This is a genomic window from Haloarcula marina, from assembly GCF_024218775.1.
In the GTDB taxonomy this organism is placed as follows: domain Archaea; phylum Halobacteriota; class Halobacteria; order Halobacteriales; family Haloarculaceae; genus Haloarcula; species Haloarcula marina.
Map to the genome: position 1 here is coordinate 1,789,684 of NZ_CP100404.1, position 15,545 is coordinate 1,805,228.

General features: G+C 65.1%; 21 protein-coding genes and 2 tRNA genes. 14 read left to right on the forward strand and 9 right to left on the reverse strand.

Features of this window, described 5'->3' with window-relative positions:
• Window positions 1–87: 87 nt before the first annotated feature.
• On the forward strand, window positions 88–864 hold the full coding sequence (locus NJQ44_RS09275) for an alpha/beta fold hydrolase (RefSeq protein WP_254271065.1): 777 nt from the start codon (window positions 88–90) through the stop codon (window positions 862–864).
• A gap of 4 nt (window positions 865–868) precedes the next feature.
• Here the strand turns inward: NJQ44_RS09275 and NJQ44_RS09280 are convergent, their stop codons facing one another.
• Window positions 869–1,555, reverse strand: coding sequence for a protein sorting system archaetidylserine synthase (locus tag NJQ44_RS09280; protein WP_254271066.1), 687 nt, complete (start codon window positions 1,553–1,555; stop codon window positions 869–871).
• 45 nt (window positions 1,556–1,600) lie between these two features.
• A complete protein-coding gene (locus NJQ44_RS09285) occupies window positions 1,601–2,284 on the reverse strand; it encodes a hypothetical protein (protein WP_254271067.1) in 684 nt (227 codons plus the stop codon).
• Window positions 2,285–2,449: 165 nt separating this feature from the next.
• Here NJQ44_RS09285 and NJQ44_RS09290 point away from each other — a divergent pair, with 165 nt between their 5' ends.
• Window positions 2,450–2,989 carry a DUF7504 family protein gene (locus NJQ44_RS09290; protein WP_254271068.1) on the forward strand — a complete coding sequence of 180 codons (540 nt, stop codon included), beginning with the start codon at window positions 2,450–2,452 and terminating at the stop codon, window positions 2,987–2,989.
• 5 nt (window positions 2,990–2,994) lie between these two features.
• On the opposite strand, the gene NJQ44_RS09295 is transcribed toward NJQ44_RS09290, so the two are convergent.
• From NJQ44_RS09295 to NJQ44_RS09305, 3 genes are all read right to left on the reverse strand, one after another.
• The gene (locus NJQ44_RS09295) at window positions 2,995–4,335 is read right to left on the reverse strand and encodes an MFS transporter (protein WP_254271069.1); all 1,341 of its coding nucleotides are present in this window, start codon (window positions 4,333–4,335) and stop codon (window positions 2,995–2,997) included.
• A gap of 82 nt (window positions 4,336–4,417) precedes the next feature.
• A complete protein-coding gene (trxA, locus tag NJQ44_RS09300) occupies window positions 4,418–4,819 on the reverse strand; it encodes a thioredoxin (protein WP_254271070.1) in 402 nt (133 codons plus the stop codon).
• A 45-nt stretch (window positions 4,820–4,864) separates the two neighbouring features.
• Window positions 4,865–5,317 carry an SRPBCC domain-containing protein gene (locus tag NJQ44_RS09305; protein ID WP_254271071.1) on the reverse strand — a complete coding sequence of 151 codons (453 nt, stop codon included), beginning with the start codon at window positions 5,315–5,317 and terminating at the stop codon, window positions 4,865–4,867.
• A gap of 154 nt (window positions 5,318–5,471) precedes the next feature.
• On the opposite strand from NJQ44_RS09305, the gene NJQ44_RS09310 reads away from it, so the two are divergent.
• Window positions 5,472–5,777, forward strand: a complete 306-nt coding sequence (locus NJQ44_RS09310) for a PRC-barrel domain-containing protein (RefSeq protein WP_254271072.1) — start codon at window positions 5,472–5,474, stop codon at window positions 5,775–5,777.
• Here the strand turns inward: NJQ44_RS09310 and NJQ44_RS09315 are convergent.
• On the reverse strand, window positions 5,774–7,234 hold the full coding sequence (locus tag NJQ44_RS09315; RefSeq protein ID WP_254271073.1) for a DHH family phosphoesterase: 1,461 nt from the start codon (window positions 7,232–7,234) through the stop codon (window positions 5,774–5,776). The genes NJQ44_RS09310 and NJQ44_RS09315 overlap by 4 nt on opposite strands.
• Before the next feature lie 198 nt (window positions 7,235–7,432).
• Between NJQ44_RS09315 and NJQ44_RS09320 the strand changes: the two genes are divergently transcribed.
• Window positions 7,433–7,506 (forward strand) — tRNA-Lys (locus NJQ44_RS09320).
• Window positions 7,507–7,630: 124 nt separating this feature from the next.
• Window positions 7,631–7,879, forward strand: a complete 249-nt coding sequence (locus tag NJQ44_RS09325) for a hypothetical protein (protein ID WP_254271074.1) — start codon at window positions 7,631–7,633, stop codon at window positions 7,877–7,879.
• A 9-nt stretch (window positions 7,880–7,888) separates the two neighbouring features.
• On the opposite strand, the gene NJQ44_RS09330 is transcribed toward NJQ44_RS09325, so the two are convergent.
• Window positions 7,889–8,329, reverse strand: a complete 441-nt coding sequence (locus NJQ44_RS09330) for a GNAT family N-acetyltransferase (RefSeq protein ID WP_254271075.1) — start codon at window positions 8,327–8,329, stop codon at window positions 7,889–7,891.
• Between the two features lie 95 nt (window positions 8,330–8,424).
• On the opposite strand from NJQ44_RS09330, the gene NJQ44_RS09335 reads away from it, so the two are divergent.
• The gene (locus NJQ44_RS09335; protein ID WP_254271076.1) at window positions 8,425–8,652 is read left to right on the forward strand and encodes a hypothetical protein; all 228 of its coding nucleotides are present in this window, start codon (window positions 8,425–8,427) and stop codon (window positions 8,650–8,652) included.
• Window positions 8,653–8,685: 33 nt separating this feature from the next.
• Here the strand turns inward: NJQ44_RS09335 and guaB are convergent, their stop codons facing one another.
• On the reverse strand, window positions 8,686–10,170 hold the full coding sequence (guaB, locus tag NJQ44_RS09340; RefSeq protein WP_254271077.1) for an IMP dehydrogenase: 1,485 nt from the start codon (window positions 10,168–10,170) through the stop codon (window positions 8,686–8,688).
• 370 nt (window positions 10,171–10,540) lie between these two features.
• Here guaB and NJQ44_RS09345 point away from each other — a divergent pair, with 370 nt between their 5' ends.
• From NJQ44_RS09345 to NJQ44_RS09370, 6 genes are all read left to right on the forward strand, one after another.
• The gene (locus tag NJQ44_RS09345) at window positions 10,541–11,428 is read left to right on the forward strand and encodes a DUF5794 domain-containing protein (protein ID WP_254271078.1); all 888 of its coding nucleotides are present in this window, start codon (window positions 10,541–10,543) and stop codon (window positions 11,426–11,428) included.
• A 44-nt stretch (window positions 11,429–11,472) separates the two neighbouring features.
• Window positions 11,473–11,700 carry a DUF5795 family protein gene (locus tag NJQ44_RS09350; RefSeq protein WP_254271079.1) on the forward strand — a complete coding sequence of 76 codons (228 nt, stop codon included), beginning with the start codon at window positions 11,473–11,475 and terminating at the stop codon, window positions 11,698–11,700.
• A 54-nt stretch (window positions 11,701–11,754) separates the two neighbouring features.
• Window positions 11,755–11,935, forward strand: a tRNA-Trp gene (locus NJQ44_RS09355).
• A gap of 211 nt (window positions 11,936–12,146) precedes the next feature.
• Window positions 12,147–12,353: a DUF7563 family protein gene (locus NJQ44_RS09360; RefSeq protein ID WP_254271080.1), complete on the forward strand. Its 207-nt coding sequence runs from the start codon at window positions 12,147–12,149 to the stop codon at window positions 12,351–12,353.
• Window positions 12,350–12,688: a hypothetical protein gene (locus tag NJQ44_RS09365; RefSeq protein ID WP_254271081.1), complete on the forward strand. Its 339-nt coding sequence runs from the start codon at window positions 12,350–12,352 to the stop codon at window positions 12,686–12,688. Before NJQ44_RS09360 ends, NJQ44_RS09365 begins: the two co-directional genes overlap by 4 nt.
• Window positions 12,689–12,726: 38 nt before the next feature.
• Window positions 12,727–13,086, forward strand: coding sequence for a hypothetical protein (locus NJQ44_RS09370; RefSeq protein ID WP_254271082.1), 360 nt, complete (start codon window positions 12,727–12,729; stop codon window positions 13,084–13,086).
• 7 nt (window positions 13,087–13,093) lie between these two features.
• Here NJQ44_RS09370 and NJQ44_RS09375 read toward each other — a convergent pair whose 3' ends face one another.
• Entirely contained in the window at window positions 13,094–13,249 is a 156-nt protein-coding gene (locus NJQ44_RS09375) for a hypothetical protein (protein ID WP_254271083.1), read from the reverse strand.
• Between the two features lie 85 nt (window positions 13,250–13,334).
• Between NJQ44_RS09375 and NJQ44_RS09380 the strand changes: the two genes are divergently transcribed.
• Window positions 13,335–13,865, forward strand: a complete 531-nt coding sequence (locus NJQ44_RS09380) for a hypothetical protein (protein ID WP_254271084.1) — start codon at window positions 13,335–13,337, stop codon at window positions 13,863–13,865.
• On the forward strand, window positions 13,862–15,520 hold the full coding sequence (locus NJQ44_RS09385; RefSeq protein ID WP_254271085.1) for a DUF7845 domain-containing protein: 1,659 nt from the start codon (window positions 13,862–13,864) through the stop codon (window positions 15,518–15,520). Before NJQ44_RS09380 ends, NJQ44_RS09385 begins: the two co-directional genes overlap by 4 nt.
• Window positions 15,521–15,545 lie beyond the last annotated feature (25 nt).

Sequence of the window (15,545 nt, forward strand, 5' to 3'; positions counted from 1 at the left end):
GGGTACCGACGTAATTGCTTGAAAGCGGTTCACACCTCTGCGTTCGCGCCACACCCTTTTATTCACTACGCTCACGAACGGCGTGGCATGGAGACAGTCGGTCACGACGGTCGGACGACCGCGTACAGAGCCGTCGACGACGGCGACGGCCCGGCCACGCTGTACGTTCACGGGAGCGGCGGGACGGGGCGCGTGTGGGGCAATCAGTACGCGCCGGGTGGTCCGACCCATCCCGCCGCCGCCGTGGACCTGAGCGGGCACGGCGAATCCGACGACATCGAGACGGGAGCGGGCACCGAGACGCTCTCGGCCTACGCCGCGGACGTGGTCGCCGTCGCCCGAGCGACGGACGCCGATGTGCTCGTCGGCAACTCGCTGGGCGGGGCCGTGGCCCTGTGGACCGCGCTGGAGACGGCGTGGGTGCCGTCGGCCCTCGTCCTGACGGGCACCGGCCCCACGCTCCCGGTGTTCGAGGGACTACGCGAGTGGCTGGCGACCGACTTCGAGCGAGCCGTCGACTTCCTTCACGGCGAGGACCGCCTGTTCCACGACGCGGACCCCGGTGTCGAGGAACGGTCCCGCGAGCAGATGCGGGCGACCGGGCAACGGGTCACCCGCCGGGACTTCCTCACCTGCCACACCTACGACGTGGCCGACCGGCTCGGCGAGATTTCGGTCCCGACGCTGGCGCTCTGTGGCGAGTACGACACGCTGACCCCCCTGTCCTACCACGAGCGACTGGCAGCGGAGATTCCGAACGCCGAGTTCGAGCGCATTTCCGAGGCCGCCCACCTCGCCATGCTGGAACGGCCGGGCGCGTTCAACGAGGCGGTCCGGTCGTTCCTCGACACCGCGGACCTGTGACCGTTCAGTCGAGCCAATAGTACCGCGGCCCGAGCGCGAAAAAGAGGAGTCCCACGGCGAGCATCAGTCGCGGGGCGGCCCTGTCGAGCGCCGTCGGCGCGACGACGGAGGCGAACACGAGGACGCCCATCGGAACGACAGTTTTGGGACCGGGCTTTGGGTAGTCGAAGGGCGACACCTGCGCCGCCGCCAGAAGCGCCGTTCCGGCGGCGACGATTACTGGGTCGGTGATGCCCGCGAGATAGCCGGTCGCCAAGATAATCGCCCCGAGCGAGTTCGGCATCCCGGGGCGCTCGTCTGGAGCGTCGAAGTACGTCGAGTAAAACGCCGTCCGGACGATGGAGAAGACGACGTACAGCGAGGCGACGAGGGCGACGCCGACGTAGACGAGCGGCGGGCTACCCGTGATGTCGCCGAACGCCCCGGTCAACAGGACGTAGACGAAGAGGCTCGGTGTCGCGCCGAAGGAGATGACGTCCGTAATCGAGTCCAACAGCGGCCCCACCTCGGAGCTGTCGCCGCTACGGGCGACGATGCCGTCTAAGGCGTCGACGATGACCGACAGAAGCAGTAGCCGCGCGGCCAGTCCCAGGTCGGCGAAGGCGACGGCCCCGGCGACGAACCCGACGACGGCGTTGACGAGGGTGACCGAGTCGGCGACACTGAGTCGGCGGTGGACCGCGAATCCCATGCGTATCCGGTTGGCGACCGCCTACATGAAAGAGTCGAAAGCGGGTCACTCCTCGGGCAGGTCGTACCCCATCACGAGTCGGGCGGCCGTCGCCAACGTTCCGAAGACGAGGAGGAACAGTTGCCACCCGCCCCGGGCTACCGGGAAGATACGGTCGACGTTCTCCGGTTCGGCCTGCCCCGGCGTCGGGTCGACGCCGGTGTCCATCTGGACGGTACTCGTGTTGCCGAGCGAGCGAAGCGACGGACTGGCACCGCCGCCACTGCCACCGCTCGCGGCCGCCTCCGTCTCCCACTCGACGAACGTCTGGACGATGCCGCGCTGGGTCGACAGTTCGAGTTTGCCCCGGATGACGTAGAACTCGTCGTGGATAGGCCACAGGAGGTTCGCACCGCCAGCGACGGCGTCGAACAGGACGTGGCCGACGGCGTAGACGAGGACGCAGAACCACGCGACGCGCACACCGTACGCCCCCCATCGACTGCGGATGTACGACTCATCCCGGACGTAGAGGTCCACCGCGAGGCCCCCCGCGACAATCGCCGGGATGACAAGGTTCGTCGTCGCGGTCCGGTGGCCGTACTGGGAGAACAGCGCGATGAACGCGTCGAGGTCGGGAATGGTGACGACCACGAGGGAGAGCAACAGCGAGCGCCGGTCGAACGCCGCGCCCAGTAGCGTCGCCGCCAGCAACCCGACGAACGCGTAGTGGACGACCAGCGATGGCATACGTTCACTGTTGGCAGGACGAAAATGAGTGTTGCGGTGAGACGTACCAGAGTCTATTTACCGGCCGTTCGCTAGTGCTGCCACAGGGTGAACGAAAATGGGTGCAGTGGTGGTTGGACAGAGGTATTCGAACGCGTCGACCGGTGACCGTGGGGCGGGCGTACAGTGACTCGCGAGGACGGCCAGCGTGCCGCACCGTCGATAGCACTGGAAGCGGGCCAGCAGGCGCTTCTCTCCGTGGGTTCGCTGAAGTCACCGTTGAGCGAACTTCCGCAGAGCGGCGCGGACTCACTGCTGGTCGTCTCTTCGACGGCCCCGGCGGACCTCGAAGACGAACTCGCGACACTCGACCGGGACCCGCGTTCGGTGGGCCACATCCCCATCTCCGGGTCGGACATTTCCTACGACGGCCCGATGTGGACCTGTGACCCCCTCGTCCCCGACGACTTGACGGGGTTGAGCATGCGTCTCTCGACGGCGATGCAGGGCCTAGAGGCCGACCGTGGCTGGGTCATGTTCGACAATCTCAACGTGTTCTTGATGTACGCGCGAGAGGAGCGCGTACTTCGGTTTCTGGACCACACCATGGGCCTCGCACGCGAGCGAAACCTCCGCGGCGTCTACGCAGTCGTCGCCGACGCACTCGACGAGCAAACCTACGACGTGTTGCGTCGGACGGTCGACGTAGAACTCGACCGACGGTAGCCGGGTCAGTCGCTCGGCGTCGCGCCGTCGGCGTGGCTGTCGACCGCGGCCTCGCTCTGAAGGAGCACGATGGTGGCCGGGACCAGCGCGAGACCGCCAGCCACGAACGGTGCCCAGTACGCGACACCGGTGTACAGGCCACCGGCGATTCCCGGGCCGAGTGTCCGGGAGAGACCGTTCGTGCTCTGGACGACGCCGAACATCCCGCCCTGTGCGCCCTCGTCAGTATAGCCCGAGATGAGCGTCTCCAAGAGGATGCTCGACAGGCCGTAACTGGCTGCTATCGGAGTGAGGACGCCCCCAAGTGCCACGAGGTCGGCCGACAACGTCGTCCCGACGAGAGGAACCGCCAGCGACGGCGTGACGGTCGCGATAGTCCGACTGAACGGGAGTGCGACGAACGAACAGGCCAACACGGCGAGACAGAGCGCCGCCAACCGACGGACGCCGACGCGGTCGCTGAGCGGGCCGACGAGGGTCGCTTGTACGACCGTCGCGACGAGCGCCAGGTACGTGAACAAGTAGCCGTTCGTGGCCGTTCCGTACCCGTAGATGTCGCCGGTAAAGAGCACGAACTGCGACTCCAGCGAGGCGAACGCGAACCAGACGAGCAGATAGGCGACCAGCAGGCCGCCCAGCACCGGCGTCCCGAGGGCCTGACGGATAGCCGCCAGGCGGCCCGTCTCGGGCGTCGTCTCCGCCCCACTCTCGTTCTGGCCCGTGTTCGTCTCTGGAAGGATGACGATGCCCACAAGGAGGTTCACGAGACTGAGTACCGCGGCGACGAATCCCGGGAGCGAGAACTCGTTAATCGGCACGAACGCGGGAATCACGCTGAGGCCGCCGACGGCATCGACCACCGCTGGCGAGGAGGTGACTGCGCCGATGCTGGGGCCGAAGAGGAAGCCCACGCCGAAGGCAGCGCCGATGAGACCGAGTCCTTTCGCCCGTTTCTCCGGTGGCATGATGTCGGCGATGTAGGCCTGCGCCGCGGCGATGTTGCCACCCATCACACCCGCGAGAATCCGCGAGGCGAACAGGAGTAGCAAGCCGCCGAAGACGGAAGACAGACCGAACAACGTCCACGCGACGACGCTCCCGGCCACTGAGACCAACAGGACGGGCCGCCGCCCGTACTGGTCGCTCAGACGACCCAGCAACGGCGCGAACACGAACTGTGCGCCCGCGTAGGACGTGAACAGGAGGCCAGCCACGAACTCCGACGCTCCGAAGTGCTGTGCGTACAGCGGCAGTATCGGCACGACGATACCCCATCCGAGTAAGTCCACGACGACGATACCGAACACCACCGCGAGCTTCTGTCGTCTGTCTGAAATCCCCCACATATCTGTGGTGGTGAGATAGCGGAATAAAATCTCTTTCGGAACCCCGCCCTCGGCGTGTTATCGGTTCGACTGCCGACGCGAATCAGTTCGCGGCCTGCTCGACGAGCGTTCGAAGGGTGCCCTCGTCTTGGACGCCGACGCGCCGTTCTGCCACCTCGCCGTCGACGTACAGCAACAGCGTCGGAACTCCCTGCACGTTGTGCCGCTGGGCCAGCGACTGGAGGGCGTCCACGTCCACCTTGGCGACGACGGCGTCGGTATCGGCGGCGAGCGTCTCCATCGTGGGTTCCAGCATCTTACACGGGCCACACCAGTCGGCGTAGAAGTCCACGAGGACCACCTCCTCGTCGGCCACGATCTCCTCGAAATGGACCGGACTCTCGACGTGAACGGGGGTCGTTGGCTTCCCCGATTCGTCGAGGAGTCGCTCTCGTTTGGCCGCTCGAATCGCCTCTCGCTCGTCTGATTCGTTCGTTTCGTTCATGGCCCCACGTACGCCACCGTTCCGCTTAACCGCTCTGTCGATGTGCTATGGGCGTACACGACCGGACTCGGCGCGAGCGAGTTCGGCGGCCCGCCGCCGCAGGCCGACGTTCATCTGTTCGAACCCGCGGCGTATCCGGCGTTCCATCGCGCCGACGACCGGACCTGCCAACGGGCCGTCGATGACTTCGTGTTGGACGAAGCGGGTGCCCCCGTCGGCGAGTTCGTCCAAGCGGAAACTGTGTTCGGCGTCGTGGCCGAACAGCGAGGAGCGCCAGCGGAGTTCGCGCCTCGGGTCGACGACCGTGATTTCCGGGGCGAAAGAGACGGTCGGCAGTCCGGGGACCGAGAGCCGCGCCGAGACGCGTTCGCCGACGGCGTACTCGCCGTCGACCGAGAGGAGCGTGTTCCACTGCGGGTACGCGGCCACGTCGGTCAGGACTGCCCAGACGACGGTTGGCGGCGCTGACACGTCGACGGTCGCTGTGACCTCCGGCATCGCTCGACGGTACGGATTCTCTGCTGAAAAGCCTCCCGTGTGTTCCCGTAGCAGAATTTTCCGGTCGACCACCGAGGATACGAGGGACGGACCGCTGAAACCAGCGTCTGACGCGCAATGAAGCTTTAAGACCCGTCCCACCAAGAACTGCTGTATGGATAAAGAGAGTATTCCACAGGAGATTACCACGCTCGTCGGGCGAGAGGTGTACTCGAACAACGGCGTGTTCGTCGGCGAAGTCGAGGACATCCGACTGGACCTCGACAAGCAATCCGTCACTGGTCTCGCCCTCCACCAACTGAACAGCGAACTGTTCGGTGCGGACGTGCAGTCCTCCCGCGGCGTCATCCTCCCGTACCGCTGGGTGCAGGCAGTCGGCGACGTGGTCATCGTCAACGACATCGTCGAGCGACTGCGCCGCCCGGAGACCGACGAGGACGAAGAAGAAGTCCCGGCCTAGTTCCCGTTCGCACTCTCGCCGCTGGAACTGTCGACACCCATCGCCTCGAACAGTTTCCGTTTGACGGCTTCTTCGGTCAGTTCTAACAGCGTATCCCGGTTGTCGTCGTTCGTCTCCAACCCGGTGAAGATGCCGAGCGGTATCTCTACGCTCGCGTCCGTCGAGTGTCCGGCCGTCTCGCCCATCCCGCCGAAGGCGTCCGAGAGGACCTTCCCGATGTTCATGCGGATGTCCTTCGACCGGGCGGCGAGGTAGATGGTGTCGTCGGCGATAGCGAACACCGCCGTCGTCGTGATGCCTTCGAGGTTGAGGAGGTGCTGGGCGGCCTGCGAGAGCGCGTCCCGGTCGCGAATGAACCCGGCGTTCGAAACGAGGTGACTGCCCTGTACCTCCCGGTTGCGGATGGCCTCGGCGAGAACGTCCAGCGTCTCGGGACTCATCGACGGCGATTCGACCTGTTCCAGCGTGTCGTGGTCGGCGAACGGATAGAGGTACGCCGCCGCGGTCAGGTCCGCCGGGGTGGTGTCGCGCTTGAAGTCCAGCGTCTCGGCCCGAATGCCGTACAGTAGCGCCGTCGCGACGGTCTGGTCGAGCGAGAGGTCGAGTTCCTGAATGTACTTCGTGAGAATCGTCGAGGTGGCCGAGACGTTCGGTCGGATGTCCGAGAACGTCGCGTCGTGTTCGTGTTCGTGCTCGTAGTGGTCGATGATGACGTCGACACGGTCGAGTACCGGTTCCCCGCCCTTGGCCACGTCGACCAAGGCGAACGTATCGTAGTCGTCGAGGTCGACTGATTCGCGCGCCGACAGCTCGATACCCAGCAGATTCACGAACGCGCGGTTCTCCTGATGGCCGATTTCTCCCTCGTAGATGATGTCGGCCTCGACGTCCCGGCTATCGGCGATGGCCCGGAGCGCGGCCGCGGACGCGATGGAGTCTGGGTCGGGCGAGCGCTGGATGAGGATAGCCATGCGCTCCTCCGTGGCGTCGATAACGTCGCTCAACTGCGAGGCCTTGTACTCCAGTTCGCCCGTCTCCAGCGCGCGAAGCGCCGAGTCGGCGATGACCGCGGAGGGATTGATCACCACGTCGGCCCCCAAGTCAGTCAGTTCGTCTGCCGATACCGGGTCGTCCGCCCGAGCGACGATGAACTGGTCGCCGCCGGCGGCCCGGATGTTCCGAACGGCTTCGGCGTTCGCGTTCACGTCCGGGGACATGATGAGGACCACGTCGCGTTCGCTGACCGTCTCGACGACGTGTTCTTCGGAGATATCGGCTTGCTGGGCGTTCAGGTCCTGGTCGCGCAACGCTTCGACGCGACCCTCGTCGGCGTCGAGGATGAGCACGTCCTTGCCCTCCTCGACCAGTTCTTCGGCCACGGCGTGGCCCACACTCCCGCATCCCAAGATAGCGTACGTCGACATCGAGGCCATCGTGATGCCGCTGGCTGCACTCATTGGGTTTGTCTGTGGGTGCGATATACTTATATCACACCGTCTCCCGTACGGTCTGTACAACCCGTGACGTGGCTGGTCGGCACACCCCCTCAGTTACCCTCGACCGTCGATTCAGGGTGTCAGTCGTGCTACCGTCACGCGAATTTCTCGGCTCGAAAGGAAACGTATTTACAAACCCCTCCGCAAGAAACATTCGCTGGGCCGGTAGCTCAGTCTGGCAGAGCGACGGCCTCTTAAGCCGTCGGTCGAGGGTTCAAATCCCTTCCGGCCCGTTTTCCACGAGGACGCTACTGGGTAGCGAAGCGGTTTCAAACCGAGTAACCGTGGTTATAATCGAAGCAATATCTGACACGTTCCCGGGAAACAGATTTATGCCCGCCTCGTGAACGGCCGACTATGCCTGCCCTCCCACTGTTGCAGTTGCCCGGCGGCGCCGAACTCATCATCGTACTGGTCGTATTGGTCATCGGTCTCGCGATACTCGTGGGGTCCATCCTCGCGACCTACTGGGTGTACAAGGACGCGACGAGACGCGGCGACGACAACGCCATCATCTGGACGGTCCTGACGGCGCTCGGGTTCTTCATCGGCCTGATTCCCGGCCTCATCGTGGTCGCCGTTTACGCCCTCGTCGTTCGGAAGTGAACGGCGGCCTCAGTGGTCCAGTTGCTTGGCCATCGCGACGTGCGGAATCCCCGCTTCTTCGAACGTCTCGCCGACGACTTCGTAGCCCAGTGACTCGTAGAACCCGCGAACGTGCGTCTGCCCGTGGAGTTTCGCTTTCGTCGCCCCCCGTTCTCGGGCGCGTTCCTCCGCCGTTTCCATCACCCGCACACCGAGGCCCTCGCCGCGATAGTCCGCGAGGACCGCGACCCGTTCGACCTTGGCCGTCGCATCGTCGACGAGGCGAAACCGGGCCGTCGCCACCGGTGTCTCGCCGTCGGTGACGACGACGTGCGTGGCCACGCCGTCCTTATCGTCCATCTCCACCGCCTCCGGGACGCCCTGTTCCTCGATGAACACCGTCCGGCGGACGCGCCGCGCTAGGTCGCCGAGTTCGGCGTCGTCACCGACGCGGCAGTCGTACGATTCCATGGGGGTCGTTGGCCGGTCGGCGCGGAGTATCTTGCGTTCCGGGCCCGACCACCGCCCGAAACTATCTATGTGTCGGGCAGAGTACACTCCCCTGTATGTCCCACGAGTACGTCAGCGACCACGAGCACGACGTGTCGGCCGAGTACCTGTATCCCTCGGACGCCGACGTGCTCGCTATCCACGACGACGACGACGGCCGACTGGTCGTGGAAGTCGCTACGGTGTGTCCCGAGTGTAGCACGACGTTGGCGCTGGCCGCGCCGGTCGAGTCGGTGCGGGAGGTCGACGTGGACCTGCCCCTGGACGACGACTACTACGACTGAGAGAATCCCGAGCGACCCGCCGAGCGGCGGCGATTAGCTCTCGGGGCTGTAGTTCGGCGCTTCGTCCGTAATCATCACGTCGTGCGGGTGGCTCTCCTGCTGGCCCGCCGCGGAGACGCGGACGAACTCGGCGCGTTCCTTGAACTCCGGAATCGTCTCGGCGCCGACGTAGCCCATGCCGGACTGCATCCCGCCGACGAGTTGGTGGAGTTCGGAGGCGAGCGACCCCTTGTACGGCGTCGCGGCCTCGACGCCCTCGGGGACGTACTCCTCGTTCTCGTCGTCTTCCTTGAGGTAGCGCTCGCCGCCGCCTTCGTTCATCGCGCCGACGCTCCCCATGCCGCGGTACTGCTTGTACTTCTTGCCGTTCATGGTGATGACGCGACCCGGTGCTTCGTCGGTCCCGGCGAAGTACGACCCGAGCATCACCGCGTCGGCCCCCGCGGCGATGGCCTTGATGGCGTCGCCGGAGTACCGAATCCCGCCGTCGGCGATGACCGGCACGTCGTGTTGGCTCGCCACGTCGGCAACCTGCGAGACGGCCGTAATCTGGGGCATCCCCGCGCCAGTGACGACGCGCGTGGTACAGATGGAGCCGGGACCGATACCGACCTTCACGCCGTCGGCGAAGTCGACGACGGCCTCGGCGGCCTCCCGGGTGCCGATGTTGCCGACGACCACGTCGGCGTCGACTTCGGCTTTGATTTCGCGGGCGCTGTCGATGACGTTCGCGTTGTGCGCGTGGGCGCAGTCGATGAACAGGATGTCCGCGCCAGCGTCGGCGGCGGTCTGGGCACGGCCCACCTCGAACGGGCCGACGGCGGCCCCGACCCGGAGCTTTCCGTTCTCGTCGCGGGCGGCCTCGTCGTACTCGCGGCGCTGGAGGACGCCCTTCATCGTCACGAGACCGACGAGTCGGTTCTCCTGGTCGACGATGGGGACGCGCTCAATCTTGTGGTCGTACATCAGTTCGAGCGCTTCCCGCGGCGTCACGTCTTCGGGGGCCGTGACCACTTCGTCGGTCATGGCCTCGGTGACGGCGTCGGACTCGCCGACTTCGAGGTACGGCCGGATGTCGGTGCCCGAGATGATACCCAGCACTTCGCCGCTCTCCTCGTCGACGACGGGCGCGCCGGAGACGCCGCGGCGCTCCATCATCTCGTCGACTTCCTTGACCGTCTGTTGGGGGCTGGCCGTGACGACGTCGCGGATGATGAGTTCGTCTGCGCGCTTGACGCGCTCGATTTCGGCCGCCATCTCCTCGGCGTCCATGTTGCGGTGGAGGACGCCGAGTCCGCCCTGCCGGGCCATCGCGATAGCCATGTCGCTCTCGGTGACGGTGTCCATCGCCGCGGTCAGCACCGGGACGTTGAGACTGACGCTCTTCGAGACGCGTGTGCCGGTGTCGGCCTCGTCGGGTTCGACGCGCGACTCCTTCGGTCGCAGGAGTACGTCGTCGAAGGTCAACGCTTCCGGGACGCGGAGTTTCTCGGAGAAAGGCTCGGAATCGTTCGCCATGTAAGTCGTCCATGACCGCCGGGCAAAAACGTTGCGAGACGGCATCGCTCTGGTGTGTGGTGGCACAGCGTGTCCGGAATTTCGACGGTCAGCGGGACACCCGTCCAGTTTATGCGCCGAATTCACACGGTTCGCGGCGTGTGGTCCCCATTCTCACACAACGTTTATACTGCAATGAGGAATAGTTATAGATATGCGCCACCCCGAACCTACCAGCGCGGCCACCGGTCAGCAAGCGACGTGCTTCTCGGCGGCTCAGAAGACATTTTCGGTGGGTTTCGGGAAGTGGACCTTCCCGCGGGCAGGACGCCGTCGAGACGGCACGGAAGCCACCCGTCGGGAACAGGGGTATCCCCGTCCGTAACCGGACATGAGTAGCTCCAGACACCCGGTAGCACTCGACTTCGAGCGACAGGTCGGTCGCGGCGGGCGACTGCTCGCGACCGTCATGGGTCTCCCGTTAGTCGACGGTATCTTCCCCGTCCTCGTCCTCGCTGGGGCGCTGACGACGTGGACCGGCATGCTCGAAGTGGGCCTACTCGTCTTCGGGGGGTCCGCGATGGTCGCCGTCGTCCTCGCCGAGATGGAGGGCGGCCCCCGTGAACAGGCCCGAACCGTCCTCCTCATCGGCGCTGGACTGATTCCCATCGCCGTCCTCGAAGCGGCCGTCGCCCCGACCATCGCGGGCGTCGTGGACCTCGCCGTCTTCGAGCGCTTTGCGGGTATCGTCATCATGGCCATCGCGGCCCAGACCGCGAGCGCCCGCATCGGCGAGATACTGCCACGCCCGGCCATCATCGTCGGCCTCGGCCTCCTCGCGAGCGTGGACCCGAGCGGCGCGTCCTTCGTCGTCGCGCTCGAACCCGCGACGCTGGCCCGCGCCGCGGCGACGGCGGGTATCGGCGTCGCCTTCGCCCTCGTGGTCGCCCTCGCAAGCCCGTGGCTCCGTAACGCTGTCGACATCGACCGCTTCCGCTTCGGGAGCGCCGTCGCGCTGGGCATCCTCGCCCTCTCCGTTCTCGGCCTGATGCCCACGACGGCCCCCGTCGCGCTGGCCGTCCTCGCCGTCACCGGCCTCCTCTCGTTCGACCCTGACAACGCCCGCGAGCGCCACACCGAGTACCACCCCGACGCCGTGGACCTGACCGCGGCGTTCGCCGACGGCGGGGCTTCACAGGGCGTCGCGGCCGACGAGCGAACCGACGACGGCGCAACCGTCGAGTACGACCCCGACGAGGAACGCGCCCCGTGGCTCTGACGCTAAGGGGCAACGTTTAGGCGTCTCACGCGACGCACTCCTGTATGGCCGACAACCGCGTAGTGCAAGGGCGGATGCAAACCCCTCAGAGCCTCGCCGAACTCATCGAAGGCGAGAGCGTGATGGACGCAGAACCGATAACCGACGCCGAGATGGACTGCCCTGAATGCGGCGAGAACGTCATCTCCGTCGGCTACATGCCCTCCGCGCTGGAGTTCGTCACTGGCTACAAGTGCCAAGAGTGTGACTGGTCAGACACCGACCGGGAGTAACCGCCGTCCGGCAATCGAAATCCCTTTAATGCAACTCGGCTTACGCCGGAGTGCGGGGTCGTGGCCTAGTCCGGGAAGGCGGCTGACTCCAGAGGCCACGTGCCTGGGACGAAACTCCAAGGGCTGATATACTGAGCGACCGACTGATCATCGGTTCGCGACGATGACCCTCTGGAGTTCCGAGGCACAGGACGGAGATATCAGCCGATCGGGGGTTCAAATCCCTCCGACCCCATACCGTATAAAAGTAAAGCGGCACGTTCTGCCGCTTTCTCCCCACCGCTTCAGAGATGATTCTACCCCTATTTGGGGGTGTGCTGAATGAGCCTCGATCAGCGTTCTGTAGCGGGGCTCCCACTCATCTGTGACCTCTGTGGCGAGGTCATCGAACAGGGCAACGAGCAACGCTGTCCAGCAACCGACGACGGCCGGAGGTGTCGGCCCTGATGCCCTCGTGCGACCACTGCGGGGCACACGTCTCGCCGACCTATTACCGCACGCGGAAGGGCAACGACGGCGACCTCCACGGTTGCCCCAACTGCACGAGCCCGGCGACGCGAGAGCGTGACGCCGCTGGCGTTTCTTCGAGCTACATCGTCCGCACCGACGCTGACGCTCGGAGTGTCGCCCGTGACGGGGGTGAGTCAGAGTGACGCCGACGCTCGAAACGCCATGTCTCACGCAAGGGAAGTGGCTCACCTGTTCAACGGACTCCCGCCGCGTCGACGGGCACGAGTACTGCGGGCAGTGTTTCCCCAACGGCGAGGACAGCGTCGCCAGGTTTGGGGTCGAGACGTTCCTCTTGGGCCGGTTCTCGAGTGGGAAACTCCATCGGAGCGTCGACACTGGGAAAGAGGCCGATACATCCATGTTCGGGACCGACAATCCCGACCGGACGCTCGCCTCGCGACTGCTGAACGACGAGGTAGAGGTCGCCCACCAGTTCGAATGGGACCGACAGCACTCGCCGACGGGCGGTGATGCGTAGATGCTGGACACGATGTTAGCTGACCGAGAGGTGTCGCGATGACGCTGTACCCGACGGGCGGCGAGGCAGCCAGTATCGTCCTCGTCTATGTCTTCCTGGGGTGGTTCGTCGGCTGTCTCTACGGCGGCTACAAGTGGGAGCGATTGAACCGCGACCGCTCACTCCACGAGCTTCTGGACCTCAACGACGGACGCCTCATCGCCGACGGCGGTCAGGAAACCTTCGAATGTGACGGATGCGCGGACGAGACGTCGACGAACAAGCGCAGGCGCTACCTCCCGCCCAGCCAACCCGACACGGGCGAACTGGAGACGGAGGCTCTCTGCCCACAGTGCTCGACAGGGAAGGACTCTGCACGACTGTTTCGCGCGGTCAACGACCTTGGAGGGGAGCGATAGATGGTCGTTATCGGCGATTCGGTGCGTCGTAGTCATCCGAGAGGAAGATGCTGTCTTGCTCTGGGTCGAAGTATATCTCCAACGCACGGAGCGTACCAGCATACGCGGCGGCCATCACGAAGACGAATCCAATCAGGGCCGGGAAGAGCAGGTCGAGGACCATTACTCGAACTGTGTCACCGCCGCTCGCTAAAGGAATATCGGTCACTCCCATGCCCCGGGATTCGTGGGGGAGGTGACGGTGCGTAATGCCGTCGGCGACGCAGGCAGGCGACCGCCGCGAGCGGATGCGCTGTCCAAAACTCCTGGAACAGGTCGGCGAGGACCCCGCCCGCTGGTTGGACGCCGACCTCATGGGGAACGCCGGGCGGAAGCAACTCGTCTTCTCACTCATCAACGGCATCGACAGTCTCGAACGGATTACAGTGTGGCGTGCCGTCGAGAAGCGACTCGCGAACGAGCGCTACGCCGACGAGGCCCGAAACCCGCTCGACCAGCCACGGGCGGCGATTATGCAACGCCTCGATCAGCGCGAGGAGACACTCCGCCTCCAGGGCGAGCGTCCCGACCGACTCCCGTTCGGACCACGCGAGTCCTGTGAATGCTGTCAAGCCGACGGGTTCGTGACCGCCGCCGACCTTCGTGAACGTGACGCGAAGGAGCGTGCCCGGCTGACGGAAGGGTGGTCGCCCGACAGTGTCGACACGAATGAGACGACGCCGGAGACAGAGACCGCGACGCTCGGCAAGTATGCCACCGACGGCGGTGAGGAGCGATGACCGGTGTCTCGACGAGCATCGAGGAGGTCATCGACCTCCAGCCACACCGCATCGGTGCGAATCTTGTGTTCGACGAGGGTGGTCTCTCTCCGTACTGGGCGGTGGTCAGTCAGTACGAACCCGACCTCGAAGACCGCGAGGAGACGTTCGTGTTCGACGGTACGGAGTACGATGTCGTCCGCTCGACGCATTGGACCGGCAAGATAGAGACCCCACCTTCGGCCACGTTCGACGGCGCGATGAACGAGTACAAACTCGGCGTGTATGCTGCGAACGACGAGAACGACGAACTCGGTGCGGACTTCACGTTCCGACCGGGGTTTCCAGAAGCGAAGCACGTCGAGACGGGCGAACTCATCGGTGGGATGCCGACGCAGTGCCCCGAATCCATCCGCGTTCAGGTCGAATCGACGAATCTCTCGCAGTTCCAGGTGCTTGGGTTGCTCCAGTCGCTCGCGTCGCACCTCTCTATCGACGCGGGATACTTCGTCGACGCTCACGAGTGGTCGTCTATCTACGCACTCGAACTGTACGGACGCATCCTCCGCGAGGTCGCGACCGGGCGTATCGGCGGGAAAGGCGGCGTACTCGAACACCTCGCGCAGTTCTCGAACGGTCGCGGTCGCGGCGAGCACAAGTGGGACCACGAGAAGGTGAAAGCCCACTATGAAGCTGTCGCGCTGTCACCAAATAACTGGCAGCGGCTTCTCCCCGACCAGACGCTCGCGAAGCGGCTGAAGGCGTATCAACCGAAATGGGTTCGGTCAGAGGACACGGGTGACGACCCGCTCTATCACCACAAAATCGAATGTCAGTACTGGTCTGACTACTACCCAAATGGCGAGTCCGCGATTCAGTGGCAGGGCTACGAGTCGGCGGTTGCGGAGTTCCGCCAAACGATCGTGAACGCGCTCCACTGGGCGGGCGTCGACTTCTCGCCGGAGTCTGACGTGTGGGTCGAGGACCCGTATTTCGAACCGGTTGAGGCCGACGACGCTGTCGACGTGTATCCGAACCCGATGCCTGACCTCGAACAGCAGGAACGGGCCGATGCGCTCGACCAACTCGCTGGTCCGGAGACGACGGAAGGCGCGTGGGACGTCCTGGTCGCGATGACCGACGGCGGCGGTCGCCACTATCAAGCGGTTGCCGAGGACGCCGGGAAATCGGCGTCGACGGTGTATCGCGCGGCCGAGAAGTTCGGTGACATCATCGAGGTCGACAACGGCATGGTCCGATTCCGCGACGGTATCGTTCGCGACCAGATTCGCGAGGTCGCCGAGCGCTGGCAGGCCACGAAAGACGCGACGACCGACGCACTCCGCCGCGTCGCCGACCGTGCCTCGCCGTTCTCTCGCCGCGATGACGGCGAACCGTCGGCGCTCGAACGGTGGGCGAACCGCCACGGTATCGTTATCCACTCGACGAGCGACCCACTGGAGATGGAGCTACGAAAACCGGTCAGTCTACAGGATATCCTGAAGATACTCCGCTCCGGCCTCGACGCCGCGGAGGCGTCGCCACTGCCGACCGACCGCTTCGAGGACGCGCTCATCGACTGGAAAGGTCTCGATGGAGATGTTCGACGCGACCGCCGCGTCGTCGTCGACGGGCGGTTCCTCGGTAAGCACAACGTGGACCGACCCATCTGGTAAGCGGCTCCAACAGAGAGGCATCACT